Source organism: Fibrobacter sp. UWB2 (genome assembly GCF_002210425.1).
GTDB lineage: Bacteria > Fibrobacterota > Fibrobacteria > Fibrobacterales > Fibrobacteraceae > Fibrobacter > Fibrobacter elongatus.
Genome location: NZ_MWQK01000004.1, coordinates 229583 through 247717, shown reverse-complemented (window position 1 = coordinate 247717; position 18135 = coordinate 229583). Strand labels below are relative to the sequence as shown.

At 49.1% G+C, this 18135-nt stretch carries 19 protein-coding genes; 14 read left to right on the top strand and 5 right to left on the bottom strand.

From position 1 onward, the window contains the following. Positions 1 to 4 precede the first annotated feature (4 nt). On the bottom strand, positions 5 to 2293 hold the full coding sequence (locus B7982_RS09245; protein ID WP_088660492.1) for an endo-1,4-beta-xylanase: 2289 nt from the start codon (positions 2291 to 2293) through the stop codon (positions 5 to 7). A 168-nt stretch (positions 2294 to 2461) separates the two neighbouring features. Between B7982_RS09245 and queF the strand changes: the two genes are divergently transcribed. Together queF and B7982_RS09235 are read left to right on the top strand one after the other, a co-directional pair. After that, positions 2462 to 2938 carry a preQ(1) synthase gene (gene queF, locus B7982_RS09240; protein WP_088660491.1) on the top strand — a complete coding sequence of 159 codons (477 nt, stop codon included), beginning with the start codon at positions 2462 to 2464 and terminating at the stop codon, positions 2936 to 2938. A 2-nt stretch (positions 2939 to 2940) separates the two neighbouring features. Then, entirely contained in the window at positions 2941 to 3651 is a 711-nt protein-coding gene (locus B7982_RS09235; protein WP_088660490.1) for a queuosine precursor transporter, read from the top strand. A gap of 97 nt (positions 3652 to 3748) precedes the next feature. On the opposite strand, the gene B7982_RS09230 is transcribed toward B7982_RS09235, so the two are convergent. Beyond that, positions 3749 to 4630, bottom strand: coding sequence for a hypothetical protein (locus B7982_RS09230; RefSeq protein ID WP_233138467.1), 882 nt, complete (start codon positions 4628 to 4630; stop codon positions 3749 to 3751). Positions 4631 to 4814: 184 nt separating this feature from the next. Between B7982_RS09230 and B7982_RS09225 the strand changes: the two genes are divergently transcribed. From B7982_RS09225 to purT, 4 genes are all read left to right on the top strand, one after another. Continuing rightward, entirely contained in the window at positions 4815 to 5249 is a 435-nt protein-coding gene (locus B7982_RS09225; protein ID WP_088660488.1) for a hypothetical protein, read from the top strand. Beyond that, positions 5246 to 6292, top strand: coding sequence for an NAD-dependent epimerase/dehydratase family protein (locus B7982_RS09220; protein ID WP_088660487.1), 1047 nt, complete (start codon positions 5246 to 5248; stop codon positions 6290 to 6292). The genes B7982_RS09225 and B7982_RS09220 overlap by 4 nt, the downstream gene beginning before the upstream one ends. After that, complete coding sequence (locus B7982_RS09215; RefSeq protein ID WP_088660486.1) at positions 6273 to 7025, top strand: glycosyltransferase family 2 protein; 753 nt, start codon at positions 6273 to 6275, stop codon at positions 7023 to 7025. Before B7982_RS09220 ends, B7982_RS09215 begins: the two co-directional genes overlap by 20 nt. Before the next feature lie 333 nt (positions 7026 to 7358). Then, a complete protein-coding gene (gene purT, locus B7982_RS09210) occupies positions 7359 to 8543 on the top strand; it encodes a formate-dependent phosphoribosylglycinamide formyltransferase (RefSeq protein ID WP_088660485.1) in 1185 nt (394 codons plus the stop codon). A gap of 34 nt (positions 8544 to 8577) precedes the next feature. On the opposite strand, the gene B7982_RS09205 is transcribed toward purT, so the two are convergent. Continuing rightward, entirely contained in the window at positions 8578 to 9303 is a 726-nt protein-coding gene (locus tag B7982_RS09205; RefSeq protein WP_088660484.1) for a 16S rRNA (uracil(1498)-N(3))-methyltransferase, read from the bottom strand. A gap of 35 nt (positions 9304 to 9338) precedes the next feature. Here B7982_RS09205 and B7982_RS09200 point away from each other — a divergent pair, with 35 nt between their 5' ends. From B7982_RS09200 to B7982_RS09175, 6 genes are all read left to right on the top strand, one after another. Next, on the top strand, positions 9339 to 10133 hold the full coding sequence (locus tag B7982_RS09200) for an HAD-IIA family hydrolase (RefSeq protein WP_088660483.1): 795 nt from the start codon (positions 9339 to 9341) through the stop codon (positions 10131 to 10133). Further along, positions 10133 to 11005 (top strand): metal ABC transporter solute-binding protein, Zn/Mn family, encoded by an 873-nt coding sequence (locus B7982_RS09195; RefSeq protein ID WP_088660482.1) that lies wholly within the window; start codon positions 10133 to 10135, stop codon positions 11003 to 11005. Before B7982_RS09200 ends, B7982_RS09195 begins: the two co-directional genes overlap by 1 nt. Then, the gene (locus B7982_RS09190) at positions 11005 to 11772 is read left to right on the top strand and encodes a metal ABC transporter ATP-binding protein (protein ID WP_088660481.1); all 768 of its coding nucleotides are present in this window, start codon (positions 11005 to 11007) and stop codon (positions 11770 to 11772) included. The genes B7982_RS09195 and B7982_RS09190 overlap by 1 nt, the downstream gene beginning before the upstream one ends. Positions 11773 to 11833: 61 nt before the next feature. Further along, a complete protein-coding gene (locus B7982_RS09185; RefSeq protein WP_012820392.1) occupies positions 11834 to 12124 on the top strand; it encodes a hypothetical protein in 291 nt (96 codons plus the stop codon). After that, positions 12124 to 12609 carry an rRNA maturation RNase YbeY gene (ybeY, locus tag B7982_RS09180; protein ID WP_012820391.1) on the top strand — a complete coding sequence of 162 codons (486 nt, stop codon included), beginning with the start codon at positions 12124 to 12126 and terminating at the stop codon, positions 12607 to 12609. Before B7982_RS09185 ends, ybeY begins: the two co-directional genes overlap by 1 nt. Then, entirely contained in the window at positions 12602 to 13927 is a 1326-nt protein-coding gene (locus tag B7982_RS09175; protein WP_088660480.1) for a hemolysin family protein, read from the top strand. Before ybeY ends, B7982_RS09175 begins: the two co-directional genes overlap by 8 nt. Before the next feature lie 192 nt (positions 13928 to 14119). Here the strand turns inward: B7982_RS09175 and B7982_RS09170 are convergent, their stop codons facing one another. Both B7982_RS09170 and B7982_RS09165 read right to left on the bottom strand, forming a co-directional pair. After that, positions 14120 to 15964, bottom strand: coding sequence for a DNA topoisomerase IV subunit B (locus tag B7982_RS09170; protein WP_088640788.1), 1845 nt, complete (start codon positions 15962 to 15964; stop codon positions 14120 to 14122). A gap of 196 nt (positions 15965 to 16160) precedes the next feature. Beyond that, on the bottom strand, positions 16161 to 16925 hold the full coding sequence (locus B7982_RS09165) for a porin family protein (protein WP_144065945.1): 765 nt from the start codon (positions 16923 to 16925) through the stop codon (positions 16161 to 16163). Positions 16926 to 17118: 193 nt separating this feature from the next. On the opposite strand from B7982_RS09165, the gene B7982_RS15025 reads away from it, so the two are divergent. Then, positions 17119 to 17262, top strand: coding sequence for a hypothetical protein (locus B7982_RS15025; protein ID WP_181369112.1), 144 nt, complete (start codon positions 17119 to 17121; stop codon positions 17260 to 17262). A 113-nt stretch (positions 17263 to 17375) separates the two neighbouring features. Continuing rightward, entirely contained in the window at positions 17376 to 18065 is a 690-nt protein-coding gene (locus B7982_RS09160; RefSeq protein WP_088660478.1) for an aspartate/glutamate racemase family protein, read from the top strand. The last annotated feature ends 70 nt before the right edge of the window (positions 18066 to 18135 follow it).

The following is an 18135-nucleotide window of genomic DNA, read 5'->3' as shown; positions in this document are numbered from 1 at the left end:
CAAATTACCTCGCGACTCTCACACTTTGCATCTTGCCTGTGGTGCGGTTGCGCAAGAAGTAGATTCCCGAGGATTTTACGGTTCTGGCAGACTTGAGCCTTGTTGATGCATCGCTAAAGCCATAGGCCGAGAGCTTGCCGAGGCGCACTCCTTGTATGTCAAACACGTCGTAATTTTGCAGCGTGCTCTGCTCTAAGCGAATCTTGTTGCCGAATTTGCCGCCTCTATCGTCAATGGCAATCGGCGGTTCCAAAGCGATTGAATCAAGCGAATCCAGCGGATGTCTCTCGATGCCTCTATTGTACGACATGTTCTTGCTTTCCGCCCAATGCTCCTTGAAGTATTCCTTGAGCCATGTCATTGCAGGGCGGTCTACACCGTCCTTAATAAGTCCGGGATTCGATTCGTCGGCCCATACTCCGGCTCCAGTTTCGTAAAGGTATCCCCAAAGGTTGACGCCTGCAATGTATTCCGATTCCATAAAGAGAGGAATATGTTCGGAGTAGCATGCTTTTTGGAGGCTGTCGTTGTTTGTGCCGACGCTATATTCAGTAATAAACAACGGGAGCTTTATTTTGTCGTAGATTTCCTGAATGCCGCTTTGGATGCGTTCGGTGCTAAAACATTGCACTTCCGGGCCGGAGCCTTGGACGAGTGGGGCGAAAATTATTTGGTACGCATCGACGGGTGCGCCCTGCTCCTGGATTTTTTTGATAACTTCGGCGCCTTGATTGTTTTTCCAGCCGTAATCATCGTAGTCGTTCAAGGTTAGGATTGCTTTGGGCCAGCGCTTGCGAGCCATCTTGAACGCCGTGGCTATGAATTTGTAGTCATCATTGTCGCCACCGAGAGCTTCGATGATTTTATTGCCGCTCCCGAATCCAGAATGATAATGACCATAGCTGTCGCGGGAACCTCCGTTTACCACCTCGATCATGTAAGGTGCGGGGTAACGCATGGCAGCTTTGTCGAACCAGTTTTCAACGGCTTTCTTGGTTTCGTCTATATCAAGGTTGTTGAGCCAGCTGGGGGTATGGGTTCCCCAAAGCAAGCTACGGAAATTGAACTTTACATTGTTTTTTTGCGCCCAATAGTAGATACGGTCGCAGCCTGTCCAATCGTACTTGCCGCGTTCTTTTTCGATGACCGTCCACGTGCATGCATTTTCGGGCGAAACTTGGTTCCAGTATGCTTGAAAATCTTCGGGGATTTCTTGGTTGTCGGCAATCATATTGCCAAGAAACTTGTATGCGCCATCGGCAATGCCATGGCCGTAACGGGCGTTCGGATTCTTGAAATATTCCTTGAGCCAGGTCAATGCCGGGCGTTCTACTCCGTCTTTGATAAGGCCGGAACAACCTTGTTCTAAACCGTTACAAGAAAGCCAAGTTTTGCCATAAATGTATCCCCAAAGTGTTATGCCGGCAACATAATCCGTTTCCATCAGGATTGGGAGATGTTCTTGGTAGCACTTTTTTTGAAATTCATCGTCTATGGAACCGACATCGTATTGAGTAATATATATGGGGAGTCCTGTCTGTTCGTGTGCTTCGTAAAGGGAGCGTTTGAGTAAGGATGTATTTAGGCAATAATAGCCTGTCCCTTGTGCGGTTGTTTCGTGGAACTGCATTCCGTAAGCGTCAACTGGCGCCCCCTGGGCCTTTATTTTCTTGAGAAGGTCGATACCCTCTATTTTTTGCCATTGGATGGTATTGTAATCGTTGTAAATCAGGATGGCTTCTGGCCAGCGTTCTCGTGCCATCTTGAATGCCGTCACTACAAATTCGTAGTTGCCGTTATCGCCGCCAAGCGCCTCAACCAGTTTGGAAGAGGTAAAACTGGAGTGGTAGTTGTTGCCCGATTTGACGGCCTCATTGACCACTTCAATCATTTCGAGGTCGGGGTAATGTTCTTTAACCGCATCAATCCAATCAGTCCAAGCCTTTTTTGTTTCGTCAATATCAAGTTTGATCAACCACTGCGGGTTTTGCGAACCCCACAACAGGGTGTGAAACGAGAAAATGGCTTTATTCTTTTTAGCCCAGTTATAGACAAAGTCGCAACCCGTCCAGTCGTATTCGCCGCGTGTCTTTTCAACATGACCCCAAACGCATTCGTTTTCGGCAGTAATCTGGTTCCAGTAGGTGCCAAAATTATCAGGGATTTCGCCCAAAGTGGTCGTGTTGCCCAGAAATTTTGCAGCACCATCGGCCATGCCTACACCCGCAAAAGAAAATGTTGATGCGGCAATGGCTAACGCAAATACCCGAATTACTGTTGAAACTTTATTCATGACAACCCCTAATTTTTGATGGCAACAACACGTAATAATAAAACTACCTCGAAAACGTAGGAATGTATCCATTTTAGAAAACTATTTCATTGACAAAACATCTATATTTGTACCTAAAAATGGTCAGTTCGAAACCCATCCTGACTTAAAACAAAACTAGGAGACTTTATGCGTTCAGAAGCTGAACTCGAAGGCGTCACGCTGCTCGGCAACAGCAAGACCCAGTACAAGACCACTTACAGCCCCGAAGTGCTCGAAAAGTTCCCGAACAAGCATCCGGGTAACGATTACATGGTCACGTTCAACTGCCCGGAATTCACGAGCCTTTGCCCGAAAACCGGTCAGCCGGACTTTGCCGAAATCAAGATCAACTACATTCCGGACCAGTATTTGGTGGAATCCAAGTCGCTCAAACTTTACATGTTCTCGTTCCGCAATCACGGGGATTTCCATGAAGACTGCGTGAACATCATCATGAAGGACTTGGTGAAATTACTCGACCCGAAGTACATCGAAGTCGAAGGCATCTTTATGCCGCGCGGTGGCATTTCTCTTTATCCGTTTGCAAACTACGGCAAGCCGGGTACTGAATTCGAAGCTATCGCCAAGACGCGCCTCTTCGCCGCTATCGATAGGAGAAAGTAATCGTGCAAAACGAACTCCTTATGATAGCCTCCATTTTCGTGTTCTTTGGAGGCTTGGTTGCTTTTTTCCGTTTTTTCGGTAAGCAGGGCATTTTTGCCTGGACCGTCATTGCGACAATTGCCGCTAACATCGAAGTCTTGATTCTCGTGCACGCCTTTGGGCTCGACACGACGCTCGGCAACGTCATTTTCGCATCTTCCTTCCTCGCAACGGATATGATGAGCGAAATCTTTGGCAAAAAAGAGGCTAGCCGCTGCGTGAAAATCGGCATCCTCGCGAATGTGACGTTTATTCTCATTTCGCAAAGCTGGTTCTTGTACATCCCGGCTGCAGGCGATACGATGGCAGAACCGATCCGTACGGTGTTCTCGAATACGCCCCGCGTGATGCTCGCGAGCTTGTTTGCCTACGCCATTTGCGAAATGTTCGACGTCTGGGCTTATCACGCTTGGTGGAAATGGACCGAGAAAAAGTTTAAGGATAAGAAGGGCTACCTGTGGGTCCGCAACAATGGGTCGACTCTTGTAAGCCAGCTCATGAATGTGCTTGTGTTCAACTTGCTTGCGTTTGCGGGCGTTTTCCCATGGGATACCATTGGCGAAATTCTTGTATTTGGCTACGGCATCTTTGTCATCACGACCCTGATGGACACTCCGTTTGTGTACCTTGCCCGCCGCATCTCCGAAAAACACCCGGAACTGCTGAAAGATTAAGGGATGGCGCTGTTAGCGCTATTTGTCATGCCCTGCTCGACAGGGCATCTCCTTTTTGTAGAGCAAAAAAAATCCCGCTTTCGCGGGAAGTACATAATTAAAGTTCAATTCCAAGTTTTAGGCTTGCGTCAGCGTAAAAATAGGGGTTCGTTTCATCTAGGATTTGAAGAAGTATCCCTGAATGGAGAGAAAAATCTATGAAGAACCTGTTGCTGAAGCGTAATGTGTAACCGCCAGTCAGTGCAAATATGTATTGGGTGATTGATAAGTCAATTGTTACGCCACCATCGGTGGTATAATAATCGTTGTATCTGTAGGAATCGTTGTTTTTTTCATAGCGGTCTCTGTATTCAAAACCATAAGAATGATCGGCTTGTATTGTTGCAATTTCTGTGAGGAAACCTGCATGCCAGTTTCCATGAGTTGTGGCGAATAGTTTACTGAATTCCAAACCAATGCCGAAGCCTTGGTCGAAATAGCCTCTTTCATAATGAGAATATCCATCATAATAATACTCATGATCGTAATCGTCAAATGTTTCATGATTAAAAGGAAAATCATGATTATAATATCTCACATGCGCCTTAACATCAAAATTGCTTCCGACACGGATGGAAACACCGATCATCGGTCCCCACTGGGCAAAACCTAGCGGATCCATCCAAAAACCGAGCTTGGTTTCTTTAGCCTTCGTCCACCAAACGGAGTTCGGATTTTTTTCGGGCGAAAGCTCTTGCGGCTTGTTGTCAAGGTTTTCTTTGGTCCCGTTCTTGTACGTGATTTCGCTGATAGATTCTTTCTTTGCCGTGTAAGTCGGGCCTTCGGGATTGTTGAATTTCTTGTAGCGGACCGTTGTTTCGTCAATTTCGAGGATGTTTGCTTCTTCGCGGGTTCCGTTTTTCATGGAGATGATATCTTGCGCGAAGGAAGGGATGGCAAATGCTGTGGCTAATGCGAGCGAAATTATAGTTTTTCTCATAAAAAAGTTCCTGGTTAGGGGTATTTTTGAATCTGCTGAATTGTAAAAAAAAACTAACATGCGTAAACTATACAAATGGGCATTTGAATCCGGCTCAATATCGCAATGTGATTTAGATTAATTGCATTGGGCGTGTAAATTTGTATATTATCGTTATCAAACCAAAAACTTTAAAGAGGGTTTTATGAAGTTTTCACATGCTTTGATTTTGGCTAGCTCCCTTGCATTCTTTGCTTGCGGTGGCGATGACGATTCTCCGTCTGCAGCTCCGTCCACTCCGACCTACGATTGCACCGTTTCGGACGGCGTCAAGGTTGCTTACCCGACCGTTAGCGAACAGTTTAAGATTGGTCAGACCATTGATGTTGTCTTTGGTACGACAATTGAAGATGGCTACCGTATTGCGTTCAAGAAGAATACTGGCGCTGACCCTATCGATTTGCTCGATGAATCCTATGACTTGACTGGCCCGGCCGATGGCAAGACTTGCCACACGGTAAAGGTCAAGCTCGATGCCGCCAAGGGTGTTGAAGCTACTTTAACTGGTATTATCCGTGTTATTCCGTACAACAAGCAGAATAAGGGTAATAACTCTGCACTCTTCGTTGTTAACGAATGATCCCTCAATTCAATGACCAAAGTATCACCGTAGCCATTGTCGGTTGCGGTGGTTTTATTGGTTGTCACCTTCTCGACGCTATTTTGACGCGCACCAAGTGGCGCGTTTTTGGCGTTGATTTGGATTTTTATAGAATCCAGCACCGGCTGAACGACGAACGTTGCGAGTTCATGGTCGCAGACCTTGCCGATAAGAGCGTCGTTGAACGAATTGCAAAATATCCGATTGTCGTGAACTTGGCGGCAATTTGCGTGCCGAGCCGCTACATGGCGGAAGCACCCGAAGTCATCCGTAGCAATTACGACCATCCAGCAGCGTTGGCCGATGCTTGTGCAAAGTCGGGCTCTTGGCTGATTCATTTTTCGACGTCCGAAATTTACGGGCGCACGCCGGCTGATTCGGGCTTGCTTGTTGAAGATGAATCCGAGCTTACATTTGGGCCGGTGACGGCGAGCCGCTGGAGTTATGCGACTGCAAAACTATTGACAGAGCGCTATATTGCGGGTCTCAAGAATTTGAAGTGGACCGTGGTTCGACCGTTCAACTTTGTCGGGCCGTATATGGACTTTATGCCGGGCGTCGATGGCTCGGGCATTCCACGAGTGCTTGCTAATTTCTCGTCGGCGCTTGTTCGCGGCGAACCACTGAAGCTTGTGAATGGCGGTGTTGCAAAGCGCAGTTTCACGAGCGTCTTTGATGCGGCCGATTTTATGTTCGCGCTGTTTGAAACGGGTGATGTAGCCTTCTCGCAGGCGTTTAACATCGGAAACCCGGATAACGAACTCACGATTGCGGAACTTGCCAATAAAATGCGCAAGATTTTTGCCGAAATCAAGAGCGTGAATGTTGAAACGATTCCTGAGCCGGAAGTTGTGTCTGGCGTGGAATATTACGGCGAAGGTTACGAAGATTCCATGCGCCGTTTGCCGTCTGTCGAAAAGGCGGAACGCTTGCTTGGCTTTAAGGCCAAGACTCCGATTGACGTTGTTTTGCGCGAATCGTTGACGTGGTTTGTAAATCACTATGGATCCGAAATCAATTGATTATTTTATCTTCGTCCCTGCGTACAACGTTGAACGTACGCTTGGCGAAGTCCTCTCTAAAATTGATGAATCTGTTTTAGCGCGTGCACACGTACTCGTGATTGACGATGGTTCGCGCGATGGGACCGCGCAAGCGTATGAACGCTTTATGTCAAGTTGCGTGGAAAATGCGGAGAGTGCGGAAAATGCGCGCTTTGAATATTTTAGGTTTGAACAAAATAGCGGCTACGGTGCCGTTGTCAAAAAAGGGCTTGCTGAGGGGATAGCTTCTGGAGCTGCGTTTGTCGCTTGCTTGCACGGAGATGGTCAATACCCTGCCGAAAAACTGGGCGAGTTCTTTGCCGAAATGGAGAACTGCAATCTCGATTTGTTGCAGGGCTCGCGCCATGCAATAGCGGGAGAGGCGAAGCGCGGTGGCATGCCTTTGTATAAACGCATTGGCGGTGCGTTTTTGACCGCTCTTGAAAATTTATCATTCCGCGTAAAACTTACAGACCGTCATAGCGGTTTTATCGTTTATTCTTCACGGTTCTTAAAAACGCTTGATTTGAATAAACTTAGCACATCTTTTGATATTGACTTGGAACTCATTTCTATTGCCGATGCTCGCCATTTTGCCATAGCAGAACTCCCAATCCCGACGCGTTACGCCGATGAAAAATCGAACCTTAATGTGGTCACTTACGGTATGCGCGTTTTGCGCCAAATCTGGCGAAGAAAATTTTTACAATAAAAGATAAGCGTATAATGACAAGAATGGTGAATATATGTTTGTTGGATCAGGAACTAATGCTGTTTTTTGGACTTCTAGTGGCTCAGGATCTGATGGCACTGGACCGAATGCGGTTTATGTGAGAATCTCATATGATAAGGTAACAGCAAATATTGGTGCCTTTTCAAAGAAATCTAAAGTTTCAGTTCGTTGCATAAAAAACGCCGAAAGTAATTAACCGCAAAATTTCATTGTCATGCCCGCCACTTGTCATCCCGGACCCCGTTCCGGGAGGGCATCTCCGTTAATGGTTGCCTAATAATTTTATATTTGTTGTCACAACAAGGAGTTTTTATGGCAGAAATCGGTACACCTCTTAGTTCTACCGCAACAAAGGTTCTCTTTTGCGGTTCTGGTGAATTGGGCAAGGAAGTCATCATCGAAATGATGCGTCTTGGCGTCGAAGTGATTGCTGTGGACCGTTACGCCAACGCTCCGGGCATGCAGGTGGCTCATCGCAGCTACGTGATCAACATGCTCGATGGCAAGGAACTCCGTGCCGTCATTGAAAAGGAAAAACCGGACTACATCGTGCCGGAAGTCGAAGCGATTGCAACGGACACGCTCGTGGAACTTGAAAAGGAAGGCTACAACGTCATCCCGACCGCCAAGGCCACCAAGCTCACGATGAACCGCGAAGGTATTCGCCGCCTGGCTGCCGAAGAGCTCGGACTCAAGACGAGCCCGTACCGCTTTGCGGACAACTACGAAGATTTCAAGGCTGCGGTTAAGGAAATCGGCATCCCGTGCGTGGTGAAGCCGGTGATGAGTTCTTCCGGTCATGGTCAGAGTGTCATCAAGACCGAAGCCGACATTGAAAATTCCTGGAACATTTCCCAGACGGGTGGCCGCACTGGTGCTGCCAGCCGCGTGATTGTCGAAGGCTTTGTGCCGTTCGATTACGAAATTACTTTGCTCACGGTTCGCCATGTGGCAGGCACGAGCTTCTTGGAACCGATTGGTCACCATCAAGTGGGCGGTGACTATCAGGAATCTTGGCAGCCGCAGCCGATGAAGCCGGAACTCTTGGAACAGGCGAAGGTGATTGCAAAGAAGGTCACGGACGCTCTTGGCGGTCGTGGCATCTTTGGTGTGGAACTTTTCGTTTGCAAGGATGAAGTCTTGTTCAGCGAAGTCTCTCCGCGTCCGCACGATACGGGCATGGTGACGCTCATTTCTCAGGACCTCTCCGAATTTGCATTGCACGCACGCGCTATTCTCGGTCTCCCGATTCCGAACATTGCATTCCACGGCCCGAGCGCCTCGAAGGCAATCGTTGTCGATGGCAATTCTGACCACGTGAAGTTCTGCGGCTTGGAAGAAGTTCTTGCAGAACCGGATACGGGTCTTCGTTTGTTCGGAAAGCCGGAACTCAAGGGCCACCGCCGTATGGGCGTTCTCCTTGCTCGCCGCGACACTGTCGAAGAAGCCAAGGCAACTGTCATGGCTATGCGCGAAAAAGTGAAAGTGACTCTGTAAATCGTGATGCCCGGTCGAGCCGGGCATGACTTTTTTACAGTATTTTCCCTAATGCAATAACTGCGGCAGTGCGTGCTCGCAAGCGCGTATTGCCCAAGTTCAGCAAATGGACTTTCCCGTTCTTGAACGCTTTTATCGCTTCAATCTCGCGAGGCGAAAATCCGCCTTCCGGGCCTACGAGTAAAGTAACTGGTTTGGCGTCGCTGTTTTCGGCGGCGCCTTCATTTATATCCAACTTGCGCTCTCCATCGATGTCGCAGAGAATCAGGTCTCCCTGATAATTCTTGAGCCACTTATCGAATTCAATTGGCCCTTCGATGCGTGTCATCCAGGGCTTCTTGGATTGCTTGAGGCTCACGAGCGATTTGAGTTCGGCGCGTCGAACCGTCTTTTTCAAGTCGGAGTTCTTGGGTTCCTGGGAATAGTCCGTACGCAGAAAGATGATGCTGTCCGTTTCGGTTTGTGCCGCATGGAAAACGACTTCTTCGAGTGCGTCATCCTTGAGGCAGGCGATGCCGAGGTTCAGGCGCGGGCGCTTGAGCGGAGTGTCTTCGACGGTATCTACGCGGACTTCGCAGGCTTTGGCGTCTGCCTTGGTGATTGTTGCATCGGCGTAATGCCCGAGGCCGTCGCAGAGTTGTAGAATTTCGCCATTCACGGCGCGGCAAACGCGTACGGCATGGCTACTTTCGTTTTCGTCCAAGATAATGGTGCCAACGCTAATGAGCGGGCAATAGAAACGGCTATCGGGAGTTTTCATGAACGTTAAAATAGAAAATTTCTATATTACACCTCGTGAAAAAGCCTATAAAAGCTGTTGTCTTCGATTTAGACGGAACTCTCTATTTGAGTGGCCGCCCATACCCTGGTGCGGTCGAAACGGTCAATCGCGTCGCTAAGCGCGTGCCGGTCTATTACTTGAGCAACAATACGAGCAAGTCTCCGGTCTTTTACGAGAACCGCCTCAAGGTCATGGGGCTTCCGCTGGCTGATGATTCCATCATTTCGGCGCTGTACCTCTCGCTCGATGCGATTCACGAACGTAAGATTAAGAACGTCTTTTTCTTTGCGAACCCGGAAGTGTACGAATGGTTTGCTGCGCAGGACCCGAGCCTCAATTTGCGCCCCTCGGTCGAAGAAACGGAACTAGTGCTTGTCGCGTACCACAACAGCTTTGACTACCGCGAACTTTGCGAACTCTCTTTTAGAGTGCAGCGCGGCATCCCGTTCTGGGTCACGCATACGGATTTTGTCTGCCCCGATGAACGCGGCCCGGTGCCCGATATTGGTAGCTTCATGGCGCTTCTCAAGACCGCTTATGGTGTCGAACCTGAGATGAGCTTTGGCAAGCCGAACCCTGCAATGCTCTCTGGACTTCTGAAGCTTTACCGCCCGGAAGAAATCCTTTTTGTGGGTGACCGTCTCTATACAGACTTTGAACTGGCGAAACGTTCCGGCTGCCGATTTGTATTGCCTCTGTGCGGCGAATCGAAAATGGCGGATGTCGAAAAGCTCGACGTGAAGCCTGAATTTATTGTCAATAACGTTAGCGAAATAGATTTTAACGCCTTTTTGGAAGGAAAAAAATAATGCATCGTATTGCATGTCTTTTGTTCTTGCTCGTTTTGATTCCTGCTGTTTTGTGGGCGGGTGACGGTCGTATTACGGTTGCGGTTTCGTTGCAACCTTATGCAACGCTTGTTAAAATGTTGGGTGGCGACCGCGTGAATGTGGTGACGCTTTTGCCGCCGGGAGCTGACCCGCATAACTTTGAACCGAAGCCTGCTGTCATCAAGGCTTTTTCTGTAGCCCAGGTCTATTTTACGGATGGTTCGGGTTTGGACAAAACTTGGATGCCTCGTTTTTTGGGCGCGAACAAGAATGTTCAGGTGGTCGATATTTCCAAGGGCATCGAATGGATGAAGTCTGAGGAAGAGCACGGCGCTCATGGCCATCATCATGATGAAGAAATGGATCCGCATATTTGGACTTCGCCGACTCGCATGAGGTTCCTGGCCCAGAATATTTTCCAGGAACTCAAAAAGCTCGATCCGAAGTATGTCATTGATTATGTCAACCGCGCATCGATGGTGCAAGATGAGTTGGCTCTCGTTGAACGCCAGTTGAATGAAGCCGTTATCAGCATGCCGAAAGATCGTCGTTCGTTTATTGTATTCCACCCGACGTATGGGTATCTCGCCAAGGATTTCAAGCTTAAACAGTATACTATTGAAGTTAACGGCAAGGAACCTAAGCCGAGAGACTTGGCAAACCTTGTTAAGGTTGGCCGCAAAAATGGCGTGAAGACCGTGTTTGTACAGCCGCAGTTCAGCAAGCGTGCCGCAGAAACGATTGCCAAGGAATTGGGTGCCGTCGTGGTTGAGACGGATCCGCTTTCTGCAGATTTTATCGGTAATACGCAAAAGTTTATCAAAGCCATTAAAGAGGGTGGCAAAAAGTAATGGCCGCCATTGATATCAAAAACCTCACGTTTGGCTATGGAAAGTCGCCCGTGCTTACGGACGTGAACTTGTCCATTGACGAAAATGACTTTGTAGCCATTATCGGGCCGAATGGCGGTGGCAAGTCCACGCTGATGAGGTTGATGGTCGGGCTCTTGAAACCGACGTCTGGGACGGTGCGCGTTTTTGGCGAAAAGGTCCCGACAAAGAAAGTGGCTATTGGCTATGTGCCGCAGAATACGAACAAGAATATCGACTTCCCGATTACGGTGGGCGAGTGCGTCGCTACTGGCAAGACCGGGCTTTCTCCCAAGTCGGATGAAGTGAAGGCCGCGCTTGAACGCGTGCATATTGGCGCCTTTTTGGACCGTCGTCTGGGCGAACTGAGTGGCGGTGAACGCCAACGTGTGCTGATTGCCCGTTCTCTTGTCTGCAATCCGAAAATTCTCTTTTTGGATGAGCCGTCCAACAATATCGATGTGGCGGGGATTGAAGCGCTTTACAGCATGCTTGCAGAATTCAGCGAGACGATGACGATTGTGATCGTGACGCACGACTTGATGGCGCTTTCGCATAAGGTGAAGAGCGTCGTTTGCGTGAACCATTCCGTGCATTACCACGAAGGGGCGAACCTGACCGAAGAAATGCTCCATAGTACTTACGGCTGCGAGGTCGATTTGATTGCTCACGGGGTGCCGCATCGCGTTCTCGGGAGCCATGACCATACCCATGGTGGCTGCTGCGAGCACCATCACCACGAAGTGTGAACCCACAAGCTCCATAATAATGTTATAATTGTATAGTACTTGTGTTTCATTGGAGGTAAAAATGAGTGCAGAAGTCGAAGATTTGACCGTCGAATACACTGACGAAGAAACCGGCGAAGTCGTCATCAAGGAATTGAGCAAGGAAGTCCTTTCGAAGGGCGCCTGGCCGACCGTGATGTTCTTCTACCAGGACCGTGACCCGAAAACGGGCGAGTTCAGCGAACCGAAGGTCTCTCTGCGCCGTTACCGCAAGATGCAAGGCACGTTCAAGCCCCAAGGCAAGTTCAAGATTACAGGCAAGGCGCAAGCCGAAGCCATTATCAACGTCTTAAAAAAGTGGTATAACATTTAATGCCAGACCCTGCTAGTAAAAAGAAAGACTACACTATCGATTTCCTGTGCGAGGGGAATATCGAGTCCTTCCCGTGGAAGGATAAGTTCGAAGCTATGGCCCGCAAGCTCCTTGCCGAAGAAGGCACGGAGAACAACGTCAACATCGTGCTCTGCACCGACGAGTTCGTTCGCGAGATGAACAAGAACTACCGCGGACTCGACAAGGTGACGGACGTGCTTTCGTTCGAATGGCACGAAGAAATCCCGGGCGAAGAAGAAATGCTCGGCGAAATCTACATCGCAAGGGACCAGGTCAAGCGCCAGGCCCCGCAGTACGGCAATAGCTTTTTTGCCGAGATGAAGCGTGTGATTGTTCACGGACTGCTCCACCTGTCGGGGTACGACCATATCAAGGCCGCCGACCGCAAGGTGATGCGTGCCCGCGAATGTGAGTTCTTGGGACTGGATCCATACAAGGACAAGGAGAGCATGGAAAATGGGTGATACGAACACCATTGCGATTGTTCTTCTCGTTTTCTTTCTTTTAGTTTCGGCATCGTTTACTTTAATCAAGGCAGTCTTTGCCGCCATCTATGCCAAGCGTGAAGACCACGACCGCACGGACCGCGAAGCGAAGATTGCAAAGATTGTCGAAAACCGCGGCTACAACGAGACCGTCTCCATCGGCCGTATCTTTTCGGACGTGGGCATTGGCGTGTTCGGATTTTATCTGTTCTCGAATGCCCCGTGGCAGTGGACGCACGATTTTTGGCTGCTCGGTATCATGGCGTACATGCTTTGCGCTTGTGCCGTGATTTATATCGTGACCATCTTTTTCCCGAACCTAATTGGCAACCTGAAACCGGATACTTTATCCGTGGTGCTCGTGCCGCTGTACAGGCTCATCCGTATGCCGTTTGTGCCGGTGGGACGCGTTTGCCATACGATTTACCTCAAGCTTTTGGACGCTCTCGGTTACGATGCCAAGCTCAGCTTCTTGCCCGAAGAACGCCGCGACGCTGTGCAGGCGGACCTTTCGGATTCTTCGCTCTCTGAAGGCGAAGGCCTTGAAAAAGAAGAACGCCAGATGATCCTCAACATCTTCGACTTCGTGGAAACGCCGGTGCGCGAAATCATGACGCCGCGTGTGGACATGTGCGCGATTGATGTGGACACATCGCTTGAGGACTTGGTGAAGGTTTTGAACAACGAACGCCATTCGCGTTTGCCGGTTTACAAGGAAACGGTCGACAACATTGTCGGTATCCTTTCGAACCGTGACTTCTTGGAATGGTACACGGAACATCGCGACGAACCGTTTGACTTGATGAAGCTCGTGATGCCGCCGGTCTACGTGCCGTATCACAAGAAGATTGATGACCTGTTGACGGAACTCCGCAAGACGGGTAACCAGCTCGCGATTGTCGTGGACGAATACGGTGGAACCGCAGGCCTTGTAACGCTTGAAGACATTCTTGAAGAAATCGTCGGCGAAATTCGCGACGAAGACGACATGGACGAAGACGAGGACGTGCAGAAGTTGAAGGACGGTCGCTATATTCTCGATCCGCTGATGACGCTCTCGGATTTGGAATACGAACTGGATGTGGAACTGAAGCCGCCTGAGAATTCCCACGTGGAAACGCTCTCTGGCCTCATCCAGGCAACGCTTGGAATCATCCCGTCGCCGGGCGCCGAAGTCAAGATTCAGGGTTACACGTTCCGCGTTCTGCGCATGGATGGCACCCGCATGGAAAAGGTCATGATGATCCTCCCTGCCGGTGTGAAAGGCCCCAAGACGCAGACACTCCATAAGGTGTAAGTCGTATGTCATGCCCGCCTTGAGCTCTTTGATCACTTAGTGCTTTAGCACTTATGTGAGCATGATCCGCGTATGGGGAGGGCATCTCCTTTTAAAAAAGAAAAAGCTCGCGACCTTTGGAATCGCGAGCTTTTTTCTTCTTGTCATCCTCGACCGTTAGGGAGGGGATCCATAAAGTTTGGAGTATATGTATTACAGTTCTTCGACTGCTTCTGCTCTCAGGTTCAGCACGATGTGTTCCTGGCGCATAGGCGTGTTGTTGCCCATGTAGTATTCCAGCATCTTGCCGAGCGAAGCGTCGGGCGGAATGCTCACCGTCTCGAGGCGCATGTCCTCGTTGATGAACTGTCCGAATTCTTCCGGGCTGATTTCGCCAAGACCTTTGAATCGTGTAATCTCGAGACCGGTCTTGCCGATTTCCTTAGCGGCCTTGTCGCGTTCCGCTTCGTCGTAGCAGTACTTGGTCACCTGCTTGTTGCGCACGCGGAAAAGCGGCGTCTGCAAGATGTACAAGTGCTTCTGTTCCACGAGTTCCGGGAAGAACTGCAAGAAGAACGTCATGAGCAAAAGGCGAATGTGCATACCGTCCACATCAGCATCGGTCGCGATAATCACTTTGTCGTAACGCAAATTCTCGAGACCGTTTTCGATATCGAGCGCGTGCTGCAACAAGTTGAATTCTTCGTTCTCGTACACGACCTTCTTCGTCATGCCAAAGCTGTTGAGCGGCTTACCGCGCAAGCTGAACACGGCTTGCGTCTGCACGTTACGGGCCTTGGTGATAGAGCCGGATGCGGAGTCACCTTCTGTAATGAAAATCATCGATTCGCGGTTGAGCGCGTTTTTCACGTCGGTGAGGTGGATCTTGCAGTCGCGAAGCTTGCGGTTGTGCAAGTTAGCTTTTTTGGCGCGTTCGTTCGCGAGCTTTTTGATGCCTGCGATTTCCTTGCGTTCACGTTCGTTCTGCGTGATGCGGTTGAGGAGTGCCTTTTCGGTTTCGGGATTCTTGTGCAAGAAGTTGTCGAACTCGCTTGCCACGTAATCCACGACCCAGGAGCGCAGCTGGGCGCCACCCGGAGCGACCGTCGTCGAGCCGAGCTTTGTCTTGGTCTGGGATTCGAAAACCGGTTCCTGGATGCGTACGGAAATCGCGCCAATGACGCAGTTGCGCACGTCTTGCGGGTCCAAGTCCTTCTTGAAGTGGTCGCGGGCGCCTTTGACAAGACCTTCGCGGAAAGCCTGCTGGTGCGTACCGCCCTGCGTGGTGTGCTGACCGTTCACAAAGCTGTAGTAGTGTTCGCCGTACTGGTTCCCGTGCGTGAAGGCGCATTCAATATCCTTGCCCTTGAAGTGAATCACCGGGTAGCGGATGGAATCGTCCACGTGCTTGTTCAAAAGGTCCAAAAGGCCGTTCGGGCTCGTGTAGACCTTGTCGTTCATGATGAGCTGGAGGCCGTTATTCAAGTAGGCGTAGTTCCAGACCTTCTCTTCCATGTAGGCCGGGAGGAAGCGGTAGTTCTTGAAAATGTCGGCGTCCGGTTCAAAGTAAATTTCGGTACCGTTCTTTTCGGTCGTTGCACATTCCTTGTAGTCCTGCACTAGAACGCCACGGCAGAATTCAGCCTGCTTCATGCGACCGTCGCGGTAGCTTTTCACGATGAACTTGGTCGAAAGGGCGTTCACGGCCTTTGTACCCACGCCGTTCAAACCGACGGACTTCTGGAACGCTTCGGAATCGTACTTACCACCCGTGTTGATCTTCGACACGCAGTCGATGACTTTGCCGAGAGGAATGCCGCGCCCGTAGTCGCGCACGCGTGCCGCATGGTCGTCAATGTTGATTTCAATCTTCTTGCCGGCACCCATCACGAATTCGTCGATGGAGTTGTCGATAATTTCCTTGACGAGCACGTAAATGCCGTCGTCCGGGCTCTGTCCGTCGCCAAGTTTACCGATGTACATACCGGGGCGCAGACGGATGTGTTCATGCCACTCTAGGGATTTGATGCTGTCTTCTGTATATTTCGTAGCTGCCATTAATCAATCTCTTTAAAATTCACTTCCATATATAGCAAACGATTTTCTCAGCAACCTTAATGGGGGCTTTTGTGCTTGCTATGATCGTCCTGCAAATATATAAAAATTTTAAATACTGCACATTAGAGCATTTTAAAAAGTCAAAAAAACACTCTAGACGTTTTATCTAGAGTGCAATTCCTAAGCGGAAACTTTTTTAGAAGTTGAAGCCGACCTTGGCAGTGATTGTCGTGAGCGTATTCTCGCCGTAGTAGTCTTCGCCAATGCCGAATCTGAGTTGTGCACCTGCATAGACTTGCGGGGTGATGTTTGCGGTAAAGCCGAAGTACGGGTCAAAGCCTGTTTTTCCAGTGTAGCTCTTGCTTGCGTCATCACCCTTGTAAGAGTACTTGCCGAGCAAGGTGTGGGTTTCGAGACCGACATACGGAACGAATACCGGGTTGACTTCGAAATCAGCTTCTACACCGATGTTCAATTCCCAAGGCGGGGTTACATCGTTGTCGCCGGCAGTTTCGAGTTGGAGGCCAAGTTCAGAACCGAAGTTTACGATGCCGAATTTCTGGGAGTACTGGGCACCGAAGTGGAATGCGAATGCTCCATCGTCATCACACGTGTTGTCGCCGCAAGTGGGGAGAATGAAGTCCACAAATGCGCTTACGTTAGGTGTGAACTGGTAGCGGGTCATGAGCTGAATTTTGCCAAGACCAGCAACGTCGTCATAAGATTCGCCATCGTAAGCGGCGTAGAGGAGGAACGGAATGCCGATACCGAATTCAAAGTTCGGAGTGATGGAGTAGCGGGCTGCTGCTGCAATCTGTAATTCAGAAAGCTTTTCGATTTTAAAGTAGGCAACGTCAAGTTCGGCCTGGCCTTTGCCACCATCCAAAATCGGGAAGTAGTCCCAGGTTGCAAAAGATGCGCTAGCGGTGAGTGCTGCTGCGAGTGCGATTTTTTTGAACATTATTTTCTCCTTGAGGGTTTGTTTTTTGTCAATATAGTAAATATATAAAATGTTGTGCATAAAAATACCTTATATGATTCAAATAAATGCAACACATTGTGGATATAATTTGTTATATTTGTACAAAACATGAGAAGGAGTCGCTTGCTCCGTTATTTTGGACGTAGGCGAAGTTTGGAGAGGTTCCTAAATTATGGACGCAGTGCAAATAGCGCGTGAACGTTTGAAACTTTTGAAGTTGCTTGCCCAGAGTGGCAGGTCTATTGCTTCGGGTAAGGGTAATCCGCAGAAAGACGTATTTAAGTCTTTGGACCGCGAAGCCGTTACGCTTCCATAAAATTGTTGCTTTGTTGCTTATCGTCTTTTTGACGTTCTGAAAATTATTAGCTATTATTGTGCTGCATTTGGCTAATGAACATTAGCCTTTAGCGAATGATAATGGAGAAATTTATGAAGACGATTGGTTTGATTGGCGGCATGAGTTGGGAAAGTACAATCACGTACTATGAAATTTTGAATAAAGAAGTTGTCAGCGCGTTGGGCGGTTTTCACAGTGCAAAAATCTTGATGTACAGTGTCGATTTTGCAGAACTTGAAGCGAATATGTCCATTGGCAATTGGGATGGCGATGCGGCGATTCTTGCTGATGCTGCAAAGCGTCTCGAAAGTGCTGGTGCTGACTTTATCGTGATTGCTACGAATACGATGCACAAGCTTGTCCCGCAAATCGAACGTGAAATTCATATCCCGATTCTGCACATTGCCGATGCGGCTGCAACAAGCGTTATTCGCGATGGCTTTACGAAAGTTGCATTGCTTGGCACCAAATTCACGATGACGCAAGACTTTATCAAGGACCGCCTTAAGAGCGCTGGTCTTGAAGTGATTGTGCCGGACGTTCCGGATATTGAAATTGTGAACAACGTGATTTTCAATGAACTTTGCTTGGGTAAGGTTCTCGATGCATCGCGTGCAGAATACCAGCGCATCATTGAAAGCTTGAAGGAACGTGGTGCTGAATGTGTGATTCTTGGCTGCACGGAAATTGGCATGCTTATCTCCGAAAAGGATAGCGTGCTCCCTGTGTATGACACGACCATCATCCATGCCAAAGAAGCCGCCCGCCAAGCGCTGGGTTGATTGTTCTATATGCTACACGATGTAGTATATGCAAAATTTTTGTGCGAAATTTTTAGAAAAATGCTTAAAT

Coding starts and splice junctions, on each gene's coding strand:
- ybeY (WP_012820391.1), top strand. CDS start 12,124: ATGCCAGACCCTGCTAGTAAAAAGAAAGACTACACTATCGATTTCCTG.
- B7982_RS09175 (WP_088660480.1), top strand. CDS start 12,602: ATGGGTGATACGAACACCATTGCGATTGTTCTTCTCGTTTTCTTTCTT.
- B7982_RS09220 (WP_088660487.1), top strand. CDS start 5,246: ATGATCCCTCAATTCAATGACCAAAGTATCACCGTAGCCATTGTCGGT.
- B7982_RS09165 (WP_144065945.1), bottom strand. CDS start 16,925: ATGTTCAAAAAAATCGCACTCGCAGCAGCACTCACCGCTAGCGCATCT.
- B7982_RS09225 (WP_088660488.1), top strand. CDS start 4,815: ATGAAGTTTTCACATGCTTTGATTTTGGCTAGCTCCCTTGCATTCTTT.
- purT (WP_088660485.1), top strand. CDS start 7,359: ATGGCAGAAATCGGTACACCTCTTAGTTCTACCGCAACAAAGGTTCTC.
- B7982_RS09170 (WP_088640788.1), bottom strand. CDS start 15,964: ATGGCAGCTACGAAATATACAGAAGACAGCATCAAATCCCTAGAGTGG.
- B7982_RS09215 (WP_088660486.1), top strand. CDS start 6,273: ATGGATCCGAAATCAATTGATTATTTTATCTTCGTCCCTGCGTACAAC.
- B7982_RS09195 (WP_088660482.1), top strand. CDS start 10,133: ATGCATCGTATTGCATGTCTTTTGTTCTTGCTCGTTTTGATTCCTGCT.
- B7982_RS09190 (WP_088660481.1), top strand. CDS start 11,005: ATGGCCGCCATTGATATCAAAAACCTCACGTTTGGCTATGGAAAGTCG.
- B7982_RS09230 (WP_233138467.1), bottom strand. CDS start 4,630: ATGAGAAAAACTATAATTTCGCTCGCATTAGCCACAGCATTTGCCATC.
- B7982_RS09205 (WP_088660484.1), bottom strand. CDS start 9,303: ATGAAAACTCCCGATAGCCGTTTCTATTGCCCGCTCATTAGCGTTGGC.
- B7982_RS09185 (WP_012820392.1), top strand. CDS start 11,834: ATGAGTGCAGAAGTCGAAGATTTGACCGTCGAATACACTGACGAAGAA.
- B7982_RS15025 (WP_181369112.1), top strand. CDS start 17,119: ATGGACGCAGTGCAAATAGCGCGTGAACGTTTGAAACTTTTGAAGTTG.
- B7982_RS09160 (WP_088660478.1), top strand. CDS start 17,376: ATGAAGACGATTGGTTTGATTGGCGGCATGAGTTGGGAAAGTACAATC.
- B7982_RS09245 (WP_088660492.1), bottom strand. CDS start 2,293: ATGAATAAAGTTTCAACAGTAATTCGGGTATTTGCGTTAGCCATTGCC.
- queF (WP_088660491.1), top strand. CDS start 2,462: ATGCGTTCAGAAGCTGAACTCGAAGGCGTCACGCTGCTCGGCAACAGC.